Below are 19331 nucleotides of genomic sequence, written 5' to 3' on the forward strand. Positions count from 1 at the left end.
ACGTGCCTCAGGGGACCCCCGACGGGCTAGGCCAGCGGCGGGGACGCCGGCTCTGCCGGGGGGGTTTGTGGGGGCGCTTGGGGTCCGGCAGCCCGGGGGGGAAAACCCCGAGGGGCGGCGCACAGGGGTGGGCGCGGTTTCCGGCGGGGGGAGGGGGCCCGGCCCGAAAATCCCCGCGGGGACTGCGCACCCGCCGCTTGCGGCGGGCGGACCGCCGGGGGGTGTTTCTTTTGCCTACTTTTCTTTGCACAAGCAAAGAAAAGTAGGGCCTCCGCGGCGAGCGGCGCCATGCTTGCAAGCTAGGCGAACATCCCGTCAGGCCCAGAAACCCGAAGCGGCAGCATGCCTCTGGAGCGGTCCAATACCCGCACAGGCGATGTACTTCGTTGCCCCTCTCCCCAACCCCTCTCCCGCAGGGAGAGGGGCCTCCTCCTGGGGCCGATGAAAGGGCCCCTGCCTGGCGGGTGTAAAATCGGGCCGATGAGCTTCCCCGTCCGCGCCATCACCCTCGACCTCGACGACACCCTCTGGCCGTTCGCCCCCATCGGCGCACGCATCGAGCGCGTCCTCGACGACTGGCTGCGCCAACACAGCCCCGCCACCGCCGCCATGTTCCCCGTCGAGCGCATGCGCGCCGTGCGCGAGCAGGTGTTCGCCGCGCATCCGCAGCACAAGCACGACCTCAGCATCCTGCGCCGGATGACGCTGGAACACGCCCTGCGCGAGAGCGGCGCGGACATGGCCCTGCTCGAGCCCGCGTACGACACCTTCTACGCCGCACGCAACCAGGTCGAGTATTACCCGGACGCACTGGCGGCGCTGGAGCGCATCGCCGCACGCGTGCCGGTCGCCGCGGTGACCAACGGCAACGCCGACCTGCAGCGGATCGGGCTGGGCCACCTGTTCGTGCACCAGATCCATTCGCGCGAACACGGCGCCGCCAAGCCGGAAGCCAGCATCTTCCTGGCCGCCTGCGAACGGCTGGGCGTGCCGCCGGCCGAGGTGCTGCACGTGGGCGACCACATCGAGATGGACGTGCTGGGCGCTGCACGCGCCGGCCTGCGCAGCTGCTGGATCAACCGGCCGGAAGACCACGACGGCCAACCCCGCGCCTGGACGCACGAAACGCTGCGCCCGGACCTGGAATTCCATACCCTCACCGCGCTGGCCGACTGGCTGGACGCCCACCCCGACTTCGCCACGGAACACGCCGCCGCATGAGCGCCGCCCTCGCCTACACCGATGCCTCCACCACCGCGCGTGCGCTGCACGTGCTGGACCGCACGCAGCTGGCCGCCTGGCGCACGACCCAGTCCGCCACGGTCAATGCCTGGATCGACGCGCAGGGGTTCGCGGCCGGCGCGGGTTCGCTGCTGTTGCTGCCGGGCGAGGACGGGCTGGCAGGCGCGGTCATCGGCATCGGCGATCCGCTGGATCCCTACAGCTACGCACACGCACCGTTCGGTCTGCCGGCCGGCGACTGGCAGCTGGCCAGCGACCTGTCCGTCGACGCACGCACCGCGCTGCAGCTGGGCTGGGGCCTGGGCAGCTACAGGTTCGACCGCTACAAGCAGCCGGCGCGCAAGCCCGCGCGCCTGGTGCTGCCGCAGGCCGATGCCGAAGCGCTCGACCTGCTGGCGGCCAGCCTGCAGGTGCGCGATCTGGTCAACACGCCCACCGAGCACATGGGCCCGGACGAGCTGGAGGCCGCGGTACGCGAGCTCGCCGCCACGCACGGCGCGCAGGTGGAGGTGGTCGCCGGCGACGCGCTGCTGGCGCAGAACTTCCCCGCCATCCACGCGGTGGGCCGCGCCTCCCACCGCGCACCGCGCCTGATCGCGCTGCGTTGGGGCGATGCGGCGCAGCCGCACGTGGCGCTGGTCGGCAAGGGGGTGTGCTTCGACACCGGCGGCCTGGACATCAAGCCGGCCGACGGCATGCGCAACATGAAGAAGGACATGGGCGGCGCGGCGCACGCGATCGCGCTGGCGCGCCTGGTGATGGCGCGCCGGCTACCGGTGCGGCTGACCCTGCTGGTGCCGGCGGTGGAGAACAGCATCGGTCCCAACGCCTTCCGCCCGGGCGAAGTGATCGCCACCCGCAAGGGCGTCAGCGTGGAGATCGACAACACCGACGCCGAAGGCCGCGTGATCCTGTGCGATGCGTTGGCCTACGCGGGCGAGCAGTCGCCCGACCTGCTGCTGGACTTCGCCACGCTGACCGGCGCGGCGCGCATCGCGCTGGGTCCGGACCTGCCGGCGCTGTTCGCCAACGACGATGCGGTGGCCAACGACTGGATCGCCGCCGGCGAACGCACGCGCGACCCGGTGTGGCGTATGCCGCTGTGGCGCCCGTACCTGCGCTACCTGACCAGCGGCATCGCCGACCTGGCCAATGCCGGCTCGCGCATGGCCGGCGCGGTCACCGCCGCGCTGTACCTGGAGCGCTTCGTGCCGGACGGCATGAAGTGGGCGCACCTGGACGTGTATGCGTGGAACGACAGCGACCGCGCCGGCCGCCCCGCCGGTGGCGAAGCCCTGGCCCTGCGCAGCGCGTACGCGATGCTGAAGGCGCGCTACGGCGCGTGACGTTGCCCCCTGTAGGAGCGACGTAAGTCGCGACCGTGTCCCCGAAGCCACGTGAACCGGTCGAAGACGCGACGAGCGTCGCATGCCATTCCTGAGCAATAACGCGAGCCATCGAAGCGCGGGACGCGTGCAGTCGCGACTGACGTCGCTCCTACAGAAGGCACTTCATTCCTACAACCACCCGCGCTGCCGCGCCAGCCGATAGGCTTCGATGCGGTTGCCCACGCCGAGCTTGCCGATGGCTTCGGACAGATAATTGCGCACCGTGCCCTGCGAAAGATTGAGCTGCCGGGCGATGTCGCCGGCGGACTGGCCCTCGCCGGCCAGCCGCAGCACCTGGCGCTCGCGGTCGTTGAGCGGATCGGCGTCGGACCAGGCTTCCAGTGCGAGTTGCGGATCGATCGCGCGACCCCCGCGGTGCACCTTGCGCAGCGCCTCGGCCAGATCCTCGGCCGGCGCGTCCTTCAGCAGGTAGCCGGACACGCCGGCCTCCAGCGCGCGTCGCAGGAACCCGCTGCGCGCGAAGGTGGTGACGATGACCACCTTGCATGGCAGCTCGTGCCGCTGGATGCGCTGCGCGAGCTCCAGGCCGCTCAGGCCGGGCATCTCGATATCGGTGACCAGCAGGTCGGGCTTGAGCCGCTGCAGTTCGCGCCAGGCGGTCTCGCCATCGGCCGCATTGCCGATCACCTCGATGTCGCTTTCCATGCCCAGCAGCGCGGTGAGCGCGCCACGCACCATGGCCTGGTCTTCGGCAAGCAGGACGCGGATCATCGGGATGTCGTGGCAGAAAGATTGAACGTCACGCTAGTAAATCACACTCGTGAAGTGGACTGCCCATTGTAGGAGCGACGTAAGTCGCGACCGCACGGGTGGCGCAGCCATAGAAATGAGCGAGGCAGCCTGCATCCGCGCACGTGTGCCGAGATGAGGATGCGTCCGGCCTTGCGATCGCGACTTACGTCGCTCCTACAGGGGCTTTCTCTGGTGCCGTCACGACATCGCCCCCCGACGGCAACGGCAGCATGATCTCCACGCAGGTGCCCTGCCTCAGGGTGGAATCGATGCGCAGGCGCCCTCCGCGCGATTCGACGCGCTCGCGCATGCCGCCCAGGCCGTTGCCGGGCACGGCAGCGCTGCCGACGCCGTTGTCGCGGATGCGCAGGGCGACGTGGCCGGGCGTGGACGACAAGGCGACCTCGGCGATCGTGGCGCGCGCATGGCGCTGGATGTTGGTCACCGCCTCGCGCAGACTCAGGGCGAGCACGGTTTCCAGGTCGGCGGGCAGCGCGACTTCCTGCGCGTCGTAGCGCAGGGTGACGCCATCCGATTCCAGCAGCAGGCGAGCGGAGGCGAGTTCGGCCGCCAGTCCGGCCGCGCGGATGCCGGTCACCGCACGCCGCACCTGCGCCAGCGCATCGCGGGCGACACGGCTGACTTCGTTGATCTCGTTGCGCGCGGCCTGCGGATCGCGGTCGATCAGGCGCCCGGCCAGGTCGGACTTCAGCGCCACCAGCGACAGCGTGTGGCCGAGCAGGTCGTGCAGGTCGCGGCCGATGCGTTCGCGTTCGGCCAGCGCGGCCAGCCGGCGCACTTCCTCGTGCGAGAGCTTCAGCTCGGCGCGCTTGCGCACGGTCTCCGACTGGAAGTAGTTGCCGGTGAACACGGCCACCGAGATGATCGCGGTCAGCACCGGCACGAACACCGGGAACCCCAGCCACATCGACAGGCCGTGATAGGCCCCCAGCAGCGCCGCCAGCACCGCCAGCCGCACCCACAGGGCGCCGGGCAGCAGCGCCACGAACGCCGCCGCGTAGATGATGTAGGTGTTGGAGAAGGCGTTGTACGCCATCAGCCCGCAGCCGAGCGCGGCGATGCCCAGCGTGCACAGCACCCGCGTCATCGCGCTGCCGCGGTAGGCCAGGAAATACATCGGCAGGAACGCCGCGATCGAGGCCAGCGTGGGCCACAGGCGCCACTGCAGGTTGCTGCCCCAGTCGCTCCCGGACGGCACCAGCACCGGCATGAACAGGAACACCAGGTAGCCCAGCAGGAAGAGGGGCATCCAGCCCAAACCCAGCGCCTCCGGCACCAGGGCGTCGCGCAGGCGGGTCAGCCGGCGCAGCAGCGGAGAGGAAGACAGGTTCATCGGGGGCTCCTTGCTCGGCGGTCCGGTCACTGCACCAGGCGGCGGCGCGCCAGCACGAAGAACACCGCGGTGATGGCGGCCAGCACGGCCAGGTGCAGCCCCAGCGGACGCCCGGCGCCGACACCGACGGCCTGCTGCGCGACCTGCGCCAGATGATACGCCGGCCATGCCGGCGCCAACGGCTGTAGGAGCTTGGGCAGCATCGTCAGCGGCACCCACAGCCCCGACAGGAACGCCATCGGCAGGTAGACCAGGTTGATCAGCGCCGGCGCGCCGCGGCCGCCGACCAGCGTGCCCAGCCACAAGCCCAGCGCGCTGAAGGGCAACACGCCGACCAGGCACGTCGCCGCCCAGGCGGCCCACTGTGCGGCCGACAGCCGCACGTGCGCCACGCCGGCCGCCAGCGCGGCGAGCAGCAACAGGATGATCGCGGCGAACAGCAGCGCCATCGCCATCTTCGCGACCAGGTACGCACCCGGCGGCATCGGCTGCGCGCGCTTGAGCGTCAGCAGGCCCTGTTCGCGATCCAGCGCGACGGTCACGCCGAAGCCGAACAGCGCCACGCCGATCACGCCAAACACGCCATAGCCGGCCAGCAGGTACTGCGCCGCGACCGGTCCGCCCTTGCCGCCCAGCAGCACCCCGAACAGCAGGTAGAACACCGGCGGGAACAGCAGGCATGGCAGCGAGAACGAAGGCGTGCGCAGCAGGCGGAGGAATTCGTAGCGGGCTTCCAGCAGGTAGGCGCGCGTGGACGAAAACGGAACGGTGGCGACGGTATCCATCAGGCGGCCTCCTTCTGCGTATCGCGGGTCAGCGCAAGGAAGGCGTCGGCCAGGCCGGCACGCTGCACTTCCAGTTCGGTGAGTGCGGGATCCTCATCCAGCAGGCGGCGGACCACCGGCTCGGCCACCTCGGCGACGATGTCGAGGCGCTCGCCCTCGCGTTGTGCGCGCTGCACGCCCGGCCAGCCCTGCACTTGCGCGGCCGGCAAGGTGGTGCTGCAGCGGATGCGCCGCTGCGCCACGTGCGCGCGGATCTGCGCCACCGTGCCTTCGGCGACGACGCGCCCGTGGTTCACCACGACGACGCGGTCGGCCAGCGCTTCGGCTTCTTCCAGGTAATGCGTGGTCAACAGCCCCGCGCAGCCCTGCGCACCCAGTTCGCGGATCGCCTTCCACAGCGTCTGCCGCGCATCGATGTCCAGGCCGGTGGTAGGTTCGTCGAGGAACAGCAGCTCGGGCCGTCCGCAGAGGGCCAGCGCGAACTGCACGCGCCGCTGCTGCCCGCCGGACAGCTGGCCGTAGCGGCGGTCCATCAGCCCGTCCAGACCGGCCAACGCCATGCAGTCGGCGACGCTGCGCGGGCGCGGGTAGTAGCTGCGGGTCAGGTCGATCAGCTCGCGCACCTTCAGCGTGTCCGGCACGGCCGCCGTCTGCAGCATCACGCCGACGCGGCGGCGCGCAGTCAGGTCCTGCGGCGGCAGGCCGAACAGGCCCGCCTGCCCCGCCTGCGGACGCTGCAGGCCCAGCAGCAGGCCGATCGCGGTGGTCTTGCCGGCCCCGTTCGGACCGAGCAGGGCGAGCACCTGGCCGGCAGGCAGCGCCAGATCCAGGCCATCGAGCGCCAGCACGCGGCCATACTGGTGGCGCACGCCCTGCAACCGGGCCAGTGCGGGGGAAGGGAGGGTCGCCATGTCCATGCCAGGGCCTTGTCGGAAGATGGACACAGCCTGCGCCGTCGCCCCGCATGTGATCAGTGGCGCCCCTCAGGCGAATCAGGTGACAGGTGTCACTGGGATGCGCGCGCCGGAGCCGCGATGATGCCCACCATCCCGGCCCGCTGCCGTCCCGGACCGGCCGGTTCCTGCATGAAGTGACTTCCGGCAACTAGGCTTCCGTTACCCTTGCTGGTCACACTTCCCCGCATTCACCGTCTGGATACGCATGAACACGTCTGCCGACCTGCTGAAGGAACTCCGCATCGACCGCAAGGCACCGCCGCCGGAGCCCACGTCGCGCCGCGGCCTGTGGATCACGCTGGGCGTGATTGCCGTGCTGCTGGCGCTGGCGGCGGCCGGCTGGGCGTTGTTCGGGCGCGAGAAGCCGATCGAAGTGCGCACCGCGCCGACGGTGGCGATGGGCAACGGCGGCGCGGCCGCCTCGGTGCTGGACGCCTCCGGCTACGTGGTCGCGCGGCGCATGGCCACGGTGTCGGCCAAGATCACCGGCAAGGTGCGCGAGGTGCTGATCGAAGAAGGCATGAAGGTCGACGCCGGCCAGGTGATGGCCACGCTCGACCCGGTGGATGCCGATGCCAGCCGCGCGCTGTCGCAGGCGCAGGTCGAGGCCGCGCGCTCGCAGGTGGCGAACGTGCAGGCACAACTGACCGAGGCCGAGGCGAATGCCCGACGCCTGTCCTCGCTGGTGCAGCAGCAGCTGGTCGCCCGCTCGCAGTACGACCAGGCGGTCGCCGCGCGCGACGCCCTGCGCGCGCAGCTGCAGGCCGCGCAGCGCAACGTCACCGTGGCCAGCCGCAGCCTGGCCATTTCCGATAATGGCGTGGACAACACCATCGTCCGTGCGCCCTTCGCCGGCGTGGTGATCGCCAAGGCCGCGCAGCCGGGCGAGATCGTTTCGCCGCTGGCCACCGGCGGCTTCACCCGCACCGGCATCGGCACCATCGTCGACATGGACTCGCTGGAAGTGGAAGTGGAGGTCAACGAGTCCTTCATCGGCCGCGTGCAGCCGAAGATGCCGATCAAGGCCACGCTGAACGCCTATCCCGACTGGCAGATCCCCGGCGAGGTGATCGCCATCATCCCCACCGCCGACCGCAGCAAGGCCACGGTGAAGGTGCGCGTGGCGCTGGCGGTGAAGGATCCGCGCATCGTGCCGGACATGGGCGTGCGGGTGAGCTTCCTGGAAGCGGCCAGGCCGCAGCAGGCCGCGCAGCCCAAGGGCGTGCGCGCGCCGGGCGCCGCCGTGGTCGAGCGCGATGGCGCGCAGGTGGCCTTCGTCGTGGGCGACGAGGACACCGTGCAGCAGCGCGCGCTGAAGGTCGCCGGCAAGCTGGGCGACGATGTGCACGTCACCGAGGGACTGGACGCGGGCGAGACCGTCGTCCTGGATCCGCCCGCCGAACTGAAGGACGGTGCCAAGGTCGTGCTGGCCGAAGACACCGAGTAAGCCTGCAAGGCGCCGCGTGAGGATGTCCTCGCGGCGGCGAACCACCGAATACCGGGCGCCGTTCCACCGGCGCCTGTCGATCCCGGGCGACGCCCTCCGTCGTCCCACGGGCGCCCCGTGTCCTTCGAGGACGGGATCCGCCCTGTTTGAACCGCAGCATCGCCGTTCGCCTTTCCGTCTCCTACAAGGATCCTGCCGATGTCTTCCCTGGTTTCCATCCGCAACGTCACCAAGACCTACCAGCGCGGCCCCGAGAAGGTGCAGGTGCTGCATGGCATCGACCTGGACATTCCGCACGGCGATTTCGTCGCGCTGATGGGTCCGTCCGGTTCGGGCAAGACCACCCTGCTGAACCTGATCGGCGGCCTGGACACCCCCACCGGCGGCGAGATCGAAATCGAGGGCCAGCGCATCGACCGCATGAACGACGGCCAGTTGGCGCACTGGCGCAGCACGAATGTCGGCTTCGTGTTCCAGTTCTACAACCTGATGCCTACGCTGACGGCGCAGCGCAACGTCGAGCTGCCGCTGCTGTTGACCAAGCTGGGCGCGGCGCAGCGCAAGCGCAACGCGGAGATCGCGCTGCAGCTGGTGGGCCTGGCCGACCGCAAGTCGCACCGTCCCAACGAACTGTCTGGCGGCCAGCAGCAGCGCGTGGCGATCGCCCGCGCCATCGTCTCCGACCCGACCTTCCTGATCTGCGACGAACCCACCGGCGACCTGGACCGCCATTCGGCCGAAGAGATCCTCAACCTGCTGAAGATGCTCAACCGCGAGCACGGCAAGACCATCATCATGGTCACGCACGACCCGAAGGCGGCCGAGTACGCCACCCACACCATCCACCTGGACAAGGGCGAACTGGTCGACGCCCCGGCCGCCGCGCACTGACCCGGAGGCGGACATGAAATATTTCTCGTTGATCTGGTCGGCGCTGTTCCGCAGCAAGACGCGGACGCTGCTGACGCTGCTGTCGGTGGTCGCGGCGTTCCTGCTGTTCGGCCTGCTGGACTCGGTGCGCGTGGCGTTCAACTCCGGCGGCAGCGTCGCCGGCGCGGACCGCCTGGTGGTGGCCTCGCGCCTGTCGATCACGCAGATGCTGCCGTACAGCCTGCTGACGCGCATCGAATCCACGCCCGGCGTGAAGAAGGCCACGTACGCGGCCTGGTTCGGCGGCATCTACAAGGACCCGAAGAACTTCTTCCCCAATTTCTCCGTCGGCCCGGGCTACCTGGACATGTACCCGGAGTACATCGTCGATCCCGCGCAGGTGAAGGCGTGGGAGGCCGACCGCACCGGCGCCATCGTCGGCGAAAACCTGGCCAAGCGTTTCGGCTGGAAGGTCGGCGACACCATCCCGCTGCAGGCGACGATCTTCCCGCAGAAGGACGGCAGCAATGCCTGGCCGCTGACGCTGCGCGGCACGTTCAAGCTGGCCGATTCCAAGCGCAAGGGCGAGGAGAACCAGTTGATCTTCCACTGGAAGTACTTCGATGAAGCCAACCAGTACGTCAACGGCCAGGTGGGCTGGTACATGGTGAAGCTGGACAACGTGAACCACGCCACCCGCGTGGCGAAGGCCATCGACGCGATCTCGGAGAACTCGGCGCACGAGACCAAGACCCAGACCGAGCAGGCGTTCAACCAGTCCTTCGCCAAGCAGTTCGCCGACATCGGCCTGATCGTCACCGCGATCATGGCGGCGGTGTTCTTCACCCTGCTGCTGCTGACCGGCAACACCATGGCGCAGGCGGTGCGCGAGCGCATCCCGGAACTGGCGGTACTGAAGACGCTGGGCTTCACCAACGGCACCGTGCTGGTGCTGGTGCTGGTGGAGTCGGTGCTGCTGATCGTGCTGGGCGGCGTGCTGGGCATGGGCCTGGCGTCGGTGATGATTCCGGTGGTCAGCGGCGCCAGCAACGGCATGATCGCCCTGCCGAGCATTCCCGCACAGACCTGGGCGCTGGGGCTGTCGCTGATGGTCGCCATCGGCCTGATCGTCGGCGCGCTGCCGGCGACACGGGCGATGCGCCTGAAGATCGTCGACGCCCTGGCCGGCCGCTGAGAGGAGACAGACATGAAGAAGCAATGGTTGGGCAATCTCATCTCCGTGGTGCTGCTGGTCGTGGGCCTGGTGGCCTGGATCATGTCGCCGTGGTTCGTCGTCGCCGGCCTGGCGGTGCTGCTGGCGCTGTGGCTGTTCCTCACCCGCAGTGGCCGGCTGTCGCTGGAAGCGGCCAGGATCGGCATCGCCAGCCTGCCGCAGCGCTGGGGCGCCTCGTCGGTGATCGTGGTCGGCATCGCCGGCGTGGTCGGCGTGCTGGTGGCGATGCTGGCGATGGGCGAAGGCTTTTCGGCCACGCTCAAGCAGACCGGCAGCGACGACACCGCCATCGTGCTGCGTGGCGGTTCGCAGGCGGAGACCAATTCGGTCATCACCCGAGACCAGGTGCCGCTGATCTCGACGCTGGCCGGCATCGCCAAGGACAAGGACGGCCGCGCCCTGCTCTCGCCGGAACTGTCGCAGATCGTCAACCTGCCGACCGCCGGCAGTGGCGAAGACGCCAATGCGCAGTTCCGCGGCGTCAGCGAGGCCGCGTGGGCGATCCGTCCGCACATCAAGCTGATCGAAGGCCGCAAGTTCAACATCGGCGTGCGCGAGATCGTGGTCGGCCAGGGCGCCAGGGGCCAGTACCGCGGCCTGGAGATCGGCAAGACGCTGCGCCTGGGCAACCAGGACTGGACCGTCGTCGGCGTGTTCGCCGCCGGCGACGCGCACGACTCGGAACTGTGGACCGACATCGATACGCTGTCGTCGGCCTACGACCGCCGCGCGTACCAGTCGGTCACCGTGCGCACGGCCGGCAAGCCGGGCTTCGACCAGTTCAAGAAGGCGATGGAGAACGACCCGCGCCTGAAGCTGGACGTGCTGACCACGCGCGACTACTACACCAAGCAGAGCACCGGCCTGACCACGCTGATCAGGGTGCTGGGCACGGTGATCGGCACCATCATGGCGATCGGCGCGGTGTTCGGCGCGCTCAACACCATGTACGCCGCGGTCGCCGGCCGTGCGCGCGAGATCGCCACCATGCGTGCGATCGGCTTCCGCGGCCTGCCGGTGGTGATGGCGGTGATGCTGGAGACGATGCTGCTGGCCCTGCTGGGCGGCCTGCTGGGCGGCCTGATCGCCTGGGTGGTGTTCAACGGCTACAGCGTGGCCACGCTGGGCAGCAACTTCAGCCAGGTGGTGTTCCAGTTCAAGGTCACGCCCGGACTGTTGTGGAGCGGATTGAAGTGGGCCCTGGGCATCGGCCTGGTGGGCGGGCTGTTCCCGGCCCTGCGTGCGGCGCGCCTGCCGATCACCCAGGCCCTGCGCGCGATCTGACGGACGTAGGGGAAGTGCCGGCACATGCCGGCACTTCCTTCACGTCGGCGCATCGAGCCACCCTCGCGACACCGCCTCGGCGACATCCTCCGGCGTGTCGATGTCGATACCGAGATCCGGCGCATCGCAGGCGATGACGCCGGCCCCGGCGGCATTCAGCACATCGCACAAGCCACGATCTCCCTGTAAGTCCCGTGCGGCGGGCAGCATCGTCGGCGCCACGACAGCGGGCACCCCCACGCGGTCGCCGAAACGCGTGGCGGCAGAGCCTGATGGCGCCGCCCGCGCTGCTGCCAGCAGCACCTGCACGTGCACGAGATCCAGCGCCGGCTGGTCGCAGGTCAGCAGCAGCGTCGCGCGATCGTGCGCAGCGAGCGCATCCAAGGCGACGCGCACGCTTCCCGCCAAGCCCTCGTTCCATCGCGGGTTGACCAGGCACTCGACCGGCAGGTCGCGCACCGCGGCCACGACATCGTCCGCGTGCGCACCGACGATCACCCGCACGCGTGCGGCACCCGACGCCAGCGCCAGTCGCGCGGCCCGGTGCACCAGCGTCTCGCCGTCGCGCGTCAGCAGTTGCTTCGGCCGGCCCAGGCGCGTGCTGCCCCCCGCCGCCAGCACCACCGCGACATGCGGCACGGTCATGGCGTTTCGCCGTGCCGCCAGGCCTGCAACTGGGCGGCGATGCTCAACGCGATGGCCTCGGGGCCTTGCCCGCCCAGCCTGAGCCCCACGGGCGAGCGCAGGCGCGGCACCAGCAGCGCATGCGTCGGCGCTGGCAGTACGCGCAGCAGGTCTTCGCGGCGACGCACCGGCCCCAGCAGGCCGATGAACGGGATGCGGGTATGCGCCAGCGCCTCCAGGGCCTCGCGGTCGTGTTCGAAGTGGTGGTGCATGACCAGCGCGGCATCGGGCGCGGGCTGCAGTGCGCGCAGCGCGTCGTCCGTCGCCTGCATCAGCCATGCGTCGGCGATGTCGGTATCCGGCATCCAGCGCGCGCGCCGCTCCACCACGCTGACGTGCCAACCGAGCGGACGCAGCGCCTGCAGCAGCGACGGGGTTTCCGGTCCCGCACCGAAGATCGCCACGCGTGCGGGAGCCGGCACGCTGACATCGCCGGCCAGACTGACCGTCGGCGCCTCGGCATGGCGCGCCAGCGTCCAGTGCAGGCTCACCTCGCCCACCCGCACGTGCACGTCGCCATCGGCCGACAAGGTCAACGCCAGCGCGCCGCGGCCCGCCCACCACGCCTGCACGGCCGTTGCCCAGCCGGGCATGCGATCCAGCGGCAGCAGCACCAGCCGCAGACGGCCACGACACCCGACAGCGGAGCCGGCGAACAGGTCCTCATCGTCACGGGTGTCGATCTCCATCGCACCCGCGGCACCCACGGCGGCGGCATGCCGCGCACGCCTGGCGATCTCCGGCTCCAGGCAGCCGCCGCTCAGCCAACCCACCTGCGTCTGGTCCGGACCGAACAGCGCCATGGCCCCCGCACGGACATACGTCGAGCCTTCGGTGGCCATGACGACGGCCAGTGCACGGCCATCGGTGTCCTCACCGGCGTGGGCGGACGCGAGCAGCACATGAGTGGATGCGGTCATGGCACCACGATGGCGCAAGCCGCGGGGCGAAGGCAACGCCCGGCGCGCCGGTCGGGGCATCGGGCAAGCATCCCGCAGGATCGTGCAAACATCGATCCATGCCTTCACTGGCATGCAACGTGGGCGCGGAGTATCGTCGCCCGGTCCCACGCCGACGCCAGGAGACGCCATGAAGTTGAACGTCAACGGGGCCGAGCGCGAAGTCGACGCGCCGGACGACATGCCGCTGCTCTGGGTCCTGCGCGACCTGATGGGGCTGACCGGCACCAAGTTCGGCTGCGGCATCGCGCAGTGCGGCGCCTGCACGGTGCATGTGGACGGCGCCCCCTTGCGCGCCTGCGTCACGCCCGCGTCGGCCGTCGCCGGCAGGAAGATCACCACCATCGAAGGCCTGTCGGCCGACGGCTCGCATCCGGTGCAGAAGGCCTGGGCGGAACTGGACGTCGTCCAGTGCGGCTACTGCCAGTCCGGCCAGATCATGTCGGCCGCCGCCCTGCTCGCCAAGGTGCCGTCGCCCACCGATACCGACATCGACCAGGCGCTGTCCGGCAACCTGTGCCGCTGCGGCACGTACCAGCGCATCCGCGCCGCGGTGCATCGCGCGGCCGACATCGGCAAGGCCTGATCCGGTGCGGCGACGCGGGTCGCCGCCTTCCCCATCGTTCGACGGAGGCTGTTCCGTGAACCTCGAAACCTCTTCCCCGCGCCGCGACTTCCTGCGCGCCACCGCACTGGCCGGTGGCGGCCTGGTGATCGGCTTCCTCGTGCCCGGCGCGCGCCGCTTCGCCATGGCCCAGGAGGCCACGGCCGCAGCACCCACGACCTTCGTGCCGAACGCGTTCCTCAGCATCGCGGCGGACGACACCATCACCGTGCAGCTCGCGCATGCCGAGATGGGCCAGGGCATCTGGACCACGCTGCCGATGCTGATCGCCGAAGAACTGGATGCCGACTGGTCGAAGATCCGCGTCGAACACGGTGCGGCGGACAAGGCTTACACCAGTCCGGTATTCGGCATGCAGGGGACCGGCGGTTCGACCACCACCCGGGCCGAGTTCGACCGCTACCGGCAGGCCGGGGCGGCCGCGCGGGCCATGCTGCTGCAGGCGGCGGCCGCGCGACTGAAGGTTCCCGTCGACCAACTGCGCACCGAGAACGGCGCGGTGGTGTCCGGCACCACGCGCCTGCGCTACGGCGAACTCGCCAACGACGCCGGCCAGCAGACCCCACCAGCACTCGATACGCTGAAGCTGCGCGACCCGAAGGACTGGAAGCTGATCGGCAAGCCGACCAAGCGCCTGGATACGCCGGAAAAGATCACCGGCAAGGCCAGGTTCGGCATGGACGTGCAGTTCGAAGGCCTGCTCACCGCGGTCGTGCTGCGTTCCCCGGTGTTCGGCGGTACGGTCAAGTCGTTCGACGCCACCAAGGCGCGCGCGGTGGCCGGCGGGCGCAACGTGGTGCAGGTGCCCAGCGGCGTGGCGGTGATCGCGGATCACTACTGGGCCGCCAAGCTCGGTCGCGACGCGCTGCAGGTGGGGTGGGAGGCGGGCGATGGCGCCCAACTGGACAGCACCGCGCTGCGGCAGCAGTTCTCGCAGCTGGCGACCGAGGAGGGGCCGACCGCGGTGCGCGCCGGCGACGTGACGGCCGCCCTCGGGAAGGCCGCGAAGACGGTCGAGGCCGAGTACGCCGTGCCCTACCTCGCCCATGCGGCGATGGAGCCGCTGAACTGCACGGTGAAGATCGGCGACGGCGAGTGCGACATCTGGTGCGGCACGCAATTCCCCACCCTGGACCAGAACAGCGCCGCGCGCATCCTCGGCATTCCGCCGGAGAAGATCCGCATCCACACGCCGTTCCTCGGCGGCGGTTTCGGCCGTCGCGCCACGCCGACGTCGGACGTCGTCTCCGAGGCAGTCGAGGTCGCAAAAGCCGCCAAGGCGCCGGTCAAGACGGTATGGACGCGCGAGGACGACACCCGCGGCGGGTACTACCGCTCGGCGTTCGTCGAGAAGATCAAGGTCGGCCTGGGCGAGGACGGCCTGCCGACGGCCTGGCACCAGGTGATGGTGGGCCAGTCGATCATGGCCGGCACCTTCATGGAAGCGATGATGGTCAAGGACGGCATCGACGCCACCTCGACCGAGGGCGTGGCCAATTCGCCCTACGTGCTGGGCACGCCCGCGCACCGCGTGGACCTGCATTCGCCGAAGACCGGCATCCCCGTGTTGTGGTGGCGCTCGGTGGGTCACAGCGTCAACGGCTTCGTGATGGAAGGTTTCGTCGACGAACTGGCGCACGCGGCGGGCCAAGACCCGGTGGAGTACCGGCGCAGACTGCTGAAGGCTCACCCCCGCCACCTCGCGGCGCTGAACCTCGCCGCCGAGAAGTTCGGCTGGGGTACGCCGCCCGCGCAGGGCCGCGGCCACGGCATCGCCGTGCACGAATCGTTCGGCAGCTACGTGGCGCAGGCCGCCGAGGTGTCGATCGAGGAGGGAAGGATCCGCGTGCACCGCGTGGTGTGCGCCATCGATTGCGGCGTGGCCGTCAATCCGGCGGGCGTACAGGCGCAGATGGAGTCCGGCATCGTGTTCGGCCTGAGTGCCGCACTGCATTCGACGCTCACGCTCCGCGAGGGCCAGGTGCAGGAATCCAATTTCCACGACTACCCGGTGTTGCGGATGAACGAGATGCCCCAGGTGGAGGTGCACATCGTGCCCAGCACCGAGCGCATGGGCGGCGTGGGCGAACCCGGCACGCCGCCGATCGCGCCCGCGGTGGCCAACGCGGTGTTCGCCCTGACCGGCCAGCGCCTGCGCGAACTGCCGCTGCGTCTGCCGACGTCCACCTCTTCGACGCCGACCGCCTGAGGCCCGCCATGCGCATCCTGATGATGTCCCTGACCGTGCTCCTGCTGGTGGCGTGCAAGCCGCGTATCAGCGAGGAACAGAAAGCCCAGGCGCTGACCGCGTTCGCCACGGTGGAGCAGGTGTTCCAGCATCCGCGTTGCAGCAACTGCCACATTCCGGGCGACGCGCCGCTGCAGTTCGATGCGCAGACACCGCATGCGATGAACGTGGTGCGTGGGCCGGACGGCAAGGGCGCGCCCGGCCTGCCCTGTTCCACCTGCCATGGCGAACAGAACTCGCCGGCCAGCTACGGCCCGCACGCACCACCGGGCGCACCGCACTGGCAGCTGCCGCCGCCCGACCAGAAGATGGCCTGGATCGGCCTGCCCGCGGACCAGCTGTGCGCGATGATCCAGGACAAGGACCGCAACGGCGGCCGCGACTTCGATGCGCTGCTCAAGCACGTGGCCGAAGACAAGCTGGTGCTGTGGGGCTGGAACCCCGGTGGCGAACGCGCACCGGTGCCGGTACCGCACGACCGGTTCGTCGCGGCGTTCAAGACATGGGCGGAGGCGGGCGGCCCCTGCCCCTCGCCTGGCGCCAACGCGGCGGGCGGCGCCGCGCGCTGAGCCTTACTTGCCTGCGGACGCTGCGACCAGCGCGTCGCGACGACGCGCGCGCCACAGGCCGTCGCTGGCGAAGATCACCAGGCCGGCCCAGATGGCGGCAAAGCCGACCGCGCGCGTGGCATCGAAGGCTTCCTTGAACACCAGCACGCCGATCAGCAGCTGCAGGCTGGGCGCGACGTACTGCAGCAGGCCCACCACGGACAGCGGGATGCGGCGCACGCCGTAGGCGAAGCCGATCAGCGGCACCGCACTGACCACGCCGCCGAGGACCAGCAGCAGGTCGTCGCGCCAGCCGTAGCCGTCGATGAAACCGCCGCCGTGGCCGAACTCGCCCCACACGACGTAGGCCAGGCCGGGCAGGAACAGGTACAGGCTTTCCACCCCCAGTCCGGCGACGGCATCCACCGCCACGGTCTTGCGCACCAGACCGTACAGGCCGAACGAGAACGCCAGGCCCAGCGCGATCCACGGCGGCGACCCGGCCTGCACCGTCAGCCACGCCACGCCGGCCAACGCGAACCCCACCGCGATCCATTGCGCGGGCGCCAGGCGTTCGCGTAGCACCAGCACGCCCAGCACCACATTGATGAGCGGATTGATGAAGTAGCCCAGGCTGGTTTCCACCACATGCCCGGCGTTCACCGCCCAGATGTACAGGCCCCAGTTGAACGCGATCAGCAGGCTGCTGACGCCCAGCAGCGGCACCGCGCGCGGCTGCGCGCGGATCTGTCGCCACCAGCCGAGGCCGTTCTTCAACAGGAGCCAGCCCAGCACCAGCACCGCGCTCCACACGATGCGGTGGGCGATGATGTGGAACGACGGCACCGCCTTGAGCAGGTGCCAGTACAGCGGCACCACGCCCCAGATCAGGAAGGTGCCGACGGTGATCGCCAGCCCTTTGCGGTCGAGCGGTGGATGGGTCATTTCGACTGCCGTGCGCGCGCCAGCGTGATCACCACCACACCGGCCAGGATCACCGCCATGGCGCCCAGGTCGTGCGCGGTGAAGGTTTCGCCGGCGATGAAAGCGCCCAGCGCCACCGCGATGACCGGATTGACGTAGGCATAGCTGCCGACCAGCACCGGGCGCGCGTGGTGGAGCAACCACACGTAGGCGGTGAACGCGACGATGGAACCGAACACCGCCAGGTAGGCGACCGCCAGCCCGCCTTCCAGCGTCCAGTCCGCCACGTGGAAGCGCTCGCCGTGCAGCAGGCCCGCACCGACCAGCATCACGCCCGCCGCCAGCATCTGCGCCGCTGCCGTCATGAAGGGCGACGGCAGGTCGCGCCCACGCGACCACACCGAGCCGTAGGCCCAGGCGATCGGCGCGATCAGCAACAGCACCAGTCCCACCGGCGAACCGGTCAGCGAGCTGCCCGCATTGAGCCAGACCACACCCGCGAAGCCGACGATGATGCCCAGCCATTCGCCGCGCGTCGGGTGCTGTCCGCGCATGGCGCCGAACAGGCCCATCCACAACGGCATCGACGCCACCGCAACCGCGGCGAGCCCCGACGACACCGTCTGCTCGGCCAGCACCACCATGCCGTTGCCCATCAGCAGCAGCAATGCGCCCATCACCAGCAGATTCTTCCACTGCGCGCGTGTCGGCGCGGCGACGCCGCGCCAGCGCAGGAACAGGAACATCACCAGGCCCGCCGCGACGAAACGGCTGCCCGACACCATCAGCAGCGGCGGGAAGCCGCCTTCCAGCGCGAAGCGGATGCCGAGATAGGTCGAGCCCCAGACCACGTACACGATGGCCAGGGCGGCAGCGACGGCAAGGCCGCCACGCGCGGGCGCGGCGGCGGAAACGGAGGCGTTCATGGGAAACCGTGGGGGAATGCGGTGTGAGGCAATTCTAGGCCAGACGCGGACCGGCGGCATGTCGAACCCGTCCTCGGCCGGTTGAAACCTTTCCCGTCCGACTTGAACAGCGTTCAAGTCTTTTGCCGCACGTGCTTTGGTTGACGGGAGTGGCGCCAGGCGCGGCAAGGAGGCTCCCGCCTGCGTGCCGTTCTTCTCCATCGCGCATTTCCACCTTCTGCGCCATCACGACCGACATCGTTCCCGCCGCGAAGGTGGCGGATCAGCCGCGTTCCCGCGCAAGCAACTGCTGCTTGCGCGGCAATCCCCAGCGGTAGCCGCCGAGCGAGCCATCGCCGCGGATCACGCGGTGACAAGGCACCACCACGGCGATGCGGTTATGCGCGCACGCGCTGGCCACCGCGCGCGCGGCGCGCGGGGCGCCCAGCTGCCGCGCCAGGCCGGCATAGCTCACCGTCTCGCCCTCAGGCACTTTCATCAGCGCATCCCATACGCGTTGCTGGAAGCCGGTCCCCAGCAGGTCGACCGGCACGTCCGCCTCGCGACCGGCGAGGCGCTCGGCGACGGCCTGCAGGCGCGGAGCAAGGAAATCGTCACGGCCGGCTTCCACGCGTTCGAGCTGCGCATGCGGGAATTCATCGCGCAGTCGCCGTTCCAGTGCGGTGTCGTCCTCGCCCAGTTCGATCGCGCAGATGCCGCGCTCGGTGGCGGCCACCAGCGTGCGGCCGAGCACGGTGTCGACGAGTGTCCAGCGGATCGCCACGCCGCGGCCACCGGCACGGTAGGTGGCCGGGGTCATGCCGAGTTTCGCCGCTCCCTGCTCGTACAGCCGCGACGGCGAACCGTAGCCGGCATCGTAGAGCGCGGTGGTGACGTCACGGCCTTCGCGCAGGGCCGCCTTCAGCGTGCCCAGCTTCTTGCGGGCCAGGTACTCGGCAGGACTCAGGCCGAAGCGCGCGCGAAACCGGCGCTGCAGATGCGAGGCGCTGAGACCGGTGTGCGAAGCCAGGTCCGCCAACGACGGCTCGCCTTCGTCGAGCAGGCGGCGGGCCAGGTCCAGCGGGTCGGCCGCCATAGGGGTGGGGGCGGGCCGAGATCGGCGCG

At 70.0% G+C, this 19331-nt stretch carries 18 protein-coding genes; 9 read left to right on the forward strand and 9 right to left on the reverse strand.

The features are described 5' to 3' along the window. The first annotated feature begins 480 nt into the window (after positions 1-480). Together CSC76_RS16785 and CSC76_RS16790 are read left to right on the forward strand one after the other, a co-directional pair. A complete protein-coding gene (locus CSC76_RS16785) occupies positions 481-1221 on the forward strand; it encodes an HAD family hydrolase (RefSeq protein ID WP_162111115.1) in 741 nt (246 codons plus the stop codon). Next, on the forward strand, positions 1218-2588 hold the full coding sequence (locus CSC76_RS16790) for a leucyl aminopeptidase family protein (RefSeq protein WP_162111116.1): 1371 nt from the start codon (positions 1218-1220) through the stop codon (positions 2586-2588). Before CSC76_RS16785 ends, CSC76_RS16790 begins: the two co-directional genes overlap by 4 nt. A gap of 171 nt (positions 2589-2759) precedes the next feature. Here CSC76_RS16790 and CSC76_RS16795 read toward each other — a convergent pair whose 3' ends face one another. From CSC76_RS16795 to CSC76_RS16810, 4 genes are all read right to left on the reverse strand, one after another. Next, the gene (locus tag CSC76_RS16795) at positions 2760-3362 is read right to left on the reverse strand and encodes a response regulator transcription factor (protein ID WP_162111117.1); all 603 of its coding nucleotides are present in this window, start codon (positions 3360-3362) and stop codon (positions 2760-2762) included. Between the two features lie 184 nt (positions 3363-3546). Then, entirely contained in the window at positions 3547-4737 is a 1191-nt protein-coding gene (locus tag CSC76_RS16800) for a sensor histidine kinase (RefSeq protein ID WP_238395042.1), read from the reverse strand. Positions 4738-4763: 26 nt separating this feature from the next. Further along, on the reverse strand, positions 4764-5522 hold the full coding sequence (locus CSC76_RS16805; protein WP_162111118.1) for an ABC transporter permease: 759 nt from the start codon (positions 5520-5522) through the stop codon (positions 4764-4766). Then, positions 5522-6433 carry an ABC transporter ATP-binding protein gene (locus CSC76_RS16810; protein WP_162111119.1) on the reverse strand — a complete coding sequence of 304 codons (912 nt, stop codon included), beginning with the start codon at positions 6431-6433 and terminating at the stop codon, positions 5522-5524. Before CSC76_RS16810 ends, CSC76_RS16805 begins: the two co-directional genes overlap by 1 nt. Before the next feature lie 250 nt (positions 6434-6683). Between CSC76_RS16810 and CSC76_RS16815 the strand changes: the two genes are divergently transcribed. The 4 genes from CSC76_RS16815 (at position 6684) to CSC76_RS16830 (ending at position 11313) form a co-directional block, all read left to right on the forward strand. Next, positions 6684-7925 carry an efflux RND transporter periplasmic adaptor subunit gene (locus CSC76_RS16815; protein ID WP_162111120.1) on the forward strand — a complete coding sequence of 414 codons (1242 nt, stop codon included), beginning with the start codon at positions 6684-6686 and terminating at the stop codon, positions 7923-7925. A 198-nt stretch (positions 7926-8123) separates the two neighbouring features. Beyond that, on the forward strand, positions 8124-8816 hold the full coding sequence (locus CSC76_RS16820) for an ABC transporter ATP-binding protein (RefSeq protein WP_162111121.1): 693 nt from the start codon (positions 8124-8126) through the stop codon (positions 8814-8816). Positions 8817-8829: 13 nt separating this feature from the next. Beyond that, entirely contained in the window at positions 8830-9990 is a 1161-nt protein-coding gene (locus tag CSC76_RS16825; protein WP_162111122.1) for an ABC transporter permease, read from the forward strand. A 12-nt stretch (positions 9991-10002) separates the two neighbouring features. Continuing rightward, entirely contained in the window at positions 10003-11313 is a 1311-nt protein-coding gene (locus CSC76_RS16830) for an ABC transporter permease (protein WP_162111123.1), read from the forward strand. 39 nt (positions 11314-11352) lie between these two features. Here the strand turns inward: CSC76_RS16830 and CSC76_RS16835 are convergent, their stop codons facing one another. Further along, positions 11353-11958, reverse strand: coding sequence for a nucleotidyltransferase family protein (locus CSC76_RS16835; RefSeq protein ID WP_162111124.1), 606 nt, complete (start codon positions 11956-11958; stop codon positions 11353-11355). Continuing rightward, positions 11955-12917: an XdhC family protein gene (locus CSC76_RS16840; protein WP_238395044.1), complete on the reverse strand. Its 963-nt coding sequence runs from the start codon at positions 12915-12917 to the stop codon at positions 11955-11957. Before CSC76_RS16840 ends, CSC76_RS16835 begins: the two co-directional genes overlap by 4 nt. Positions 12918-13086: 169 nt before the next feature. Between CSC76_RS16840 and CSC76_RS16845 the strand changes: the two genes are divergently transcribed. The 3 genes from CSC76_RS16845 to CSC76_RS16855 are packed head-to-tail and all read left to right on the forward strand — an operon-like array spanning position 13087 to position 16398. After that, a complete protein-coding gene (locus CSC76_RS16845) occupies positions 13087-13542 on the forward strand; it encodes a (2Fe-2S)-binding protein (RefSeq protein ID WP_162111125.1) in 456 nt (151 codons plus the stop codon). Positions 13543-13597: 55 nt separating this feature from the next. Beyond that, a complete protein-coding gene (locus tag CSC76_RS16850; protein WP_238395046.1) occupies positions 13598-15790 on the forward strand; it encodes a xanthine dehydrogenase family protein molybdopterin-binding subunit in 2193 nt (730 codons plus the stop codon). Between the two features lie 8 nt (positions 15791-15798). Further along, complete coding sequence (locus CSC76_RS16855; RefSeq protein WP_162111126.1) at positions 15799-16398, forward strand: hypothetical protein; 600 nt, start codon at positions 15799-15801, stop codon at positions 16396-16398. A 3-nt stretch (positions 16399-16401) separates the two neighbouring features. On the opposite strand, the gene rarD is transcribed toward CSC76_RS16855, so the two are convergent. From rarD to CSC76_RS16870, 3 genes are all read right to left on the reverse strand, one after another. Then, positions 16402-17322 (reverse strand): EamA family transporter RarD, encoded by a 921-nt coding sequence (rarD, locus tag CSC76_RS16860; RefSeq protein WP_162111127.1) that lies wholly within the window; start codon positions 17320-17322, stop codon positions 16402-16404. Beyond that, positions 17319-18227 (reverse strand): drug/metabolite exporter YedA, encoded by a 909-nt coding sequence (yedA, locus tag CSC76_RS16865; RefSeq protein ID WP_162111128.1) that lies wholly within the window; start codon positions 18225-18227, stop codon positions 17319-17321. The genes rarD and yedA overlap by 4 nt, the downstream gene beginning before the upstream one ends. Positions 18228-18489: 262 nt before the next feature. Beyond that, a partial coding sequence (locus CSC76_RS16870) for a methylated-DNA--[protein]-cysteine S-methyltransferase (RefSeq protein WP_338014962.1) occupies positions 18490-19331 on the reverse strand: 842 nt, incomplete at its 5' end.

Origin of the sequence: Pseudoxanthomonas mexicana, assembly GCF_010093385.1 — a bacterium.
GTDB classification, from domain to species: domain Bacteria; phylum Pseudomonadota; class Gammaproteobacteria; order Xanthomonadales; family Xanthomonadaceae; genus Pseudoxanthomonas_A; species Pseudoxanthomonas_A mexicana.

What these genes read in the sequence shown, in the direction of transcription:
- CSC76_RS16820 (WP_162111121.1), top strand. Translation starts at nt 8,124, where the DNA reads ATGTCTTCCCTGGTTTCCATCCGCAACGTCACCAAGACCTACCAGCGC.
- CSC76_RS16800 (WP_238395042.1), bottom strand. Translation starts at nt 4,737, where the DNA reads ATGAACCTGTCTTCCTCTCCGCTGCTGCGCCGGCTGACCCGCCTGCGC.
- CSC76_RS16855 (WP_162111126.1), top strand. Translation starts at nt 15,799, where the DNA reads ATGCGCATCCTGATGATGTCCCTGACCGTGCTCCTGCTGGTGGCGTGC.
- CSC76_RS16825 (WP_162111122.1), top strand. Translation starts at nt 8,830, where the DNA reads ATGAAATATTTCTCGTTGATCTGGTCGGCGCTGTTCCGCAGCAAGACG.
- CSC76_RS16790 (WP_162111116.1), top strand. Translation starts at nt 1,218, where the DNA reads ATGAGCGCCGCCCTCGCCTACACCGATGCCTCCACCACCGCGCGTGCG.
- CSC76_RS16805 (WP_162111118.1), bottom strand. Translation starts at nt 5,522, where the DNA reads ATGGATACCGTCGCCACCGTTCCGTTTTCGTCCACGCGCGCCTACCTG.
- CSC76_RS16835 (WP_162111124.1), bottom strand. Translation starts at nt 11,958, where the DNA reads ATGACCGTGCCGCATGTCGCGGTGGTGCTGGCGGCGGGGGGCAGCACG.
- CSC76_RS16785 (WP_162111115.1), top strand. Translation starts at nt 481, where the DNA reads ATGAGCTTCCCCGTCCGCGCCATCACCCTCGACCTCGACGACACCCTC.
- CSC76_RS16840 (WP_238395044.1), bottom strand. Translation starts at nt 12,917, where the DNA reads ATGACCGCATCCACTCATGTGCTGCTCGCGTCCGCCCACGCCGGTGAG.
- yedA (WP_162111128.1), bottom strand. Translation starts at nt 18,227, where the DNA reads ATGAACGCCTCCGTTTCCGCCGCCGCGCCCGCGCGTGGCGGCCTTGCC.
- CSC76_RS16845 (WP_162111125.1), top strand. Translation starts at nt 13,087, where the DNA reads ATGAAGTTGAACGTCAACGGGGCCGAGCGCGAAGTCGACGCGCCGGAC.
- CSC76_RS16830 (WP_162111123.1), top strand. Translation starts at nt 10,003, where the DNA reads ATGAAGAAGCAATGGTTGGGCAATCTCATCTCCGTGGTGCTGCTGGTC.
- CSC76_RS16810 (WP_162111119.1), bottom strand. Translation starts at nt 6,433, where the DNA reads ATGGCGACCCTCCCTTCCCCCGCACTGGCCCGGTTGCAGGGCGTGCGC.
- CSC76_RS16795 (WP_162111117.1), bottom strand. Translation starts at nt 3,362, where the DNA reads ATGATCCGCGTCCTGCTTGCCGAAGACCAGGCCATGGTGCGTGGCGCG.
- CSC76_RS16815 (WP_162111120.1), top strand. Translation starts at nt 6,684, where the DNA reads ATGAACACGTCTGCCGACCTGCTGAAGGAACTCCGCATCGACCGCAAG.
- rarD (WP_162111127.1), bottom strand. Translation starts at nt 17,322, where the DNA reads ATGACCCATCCACCGCTCGACCGCAAAGGGCTGGCGATCACCGTCGGC.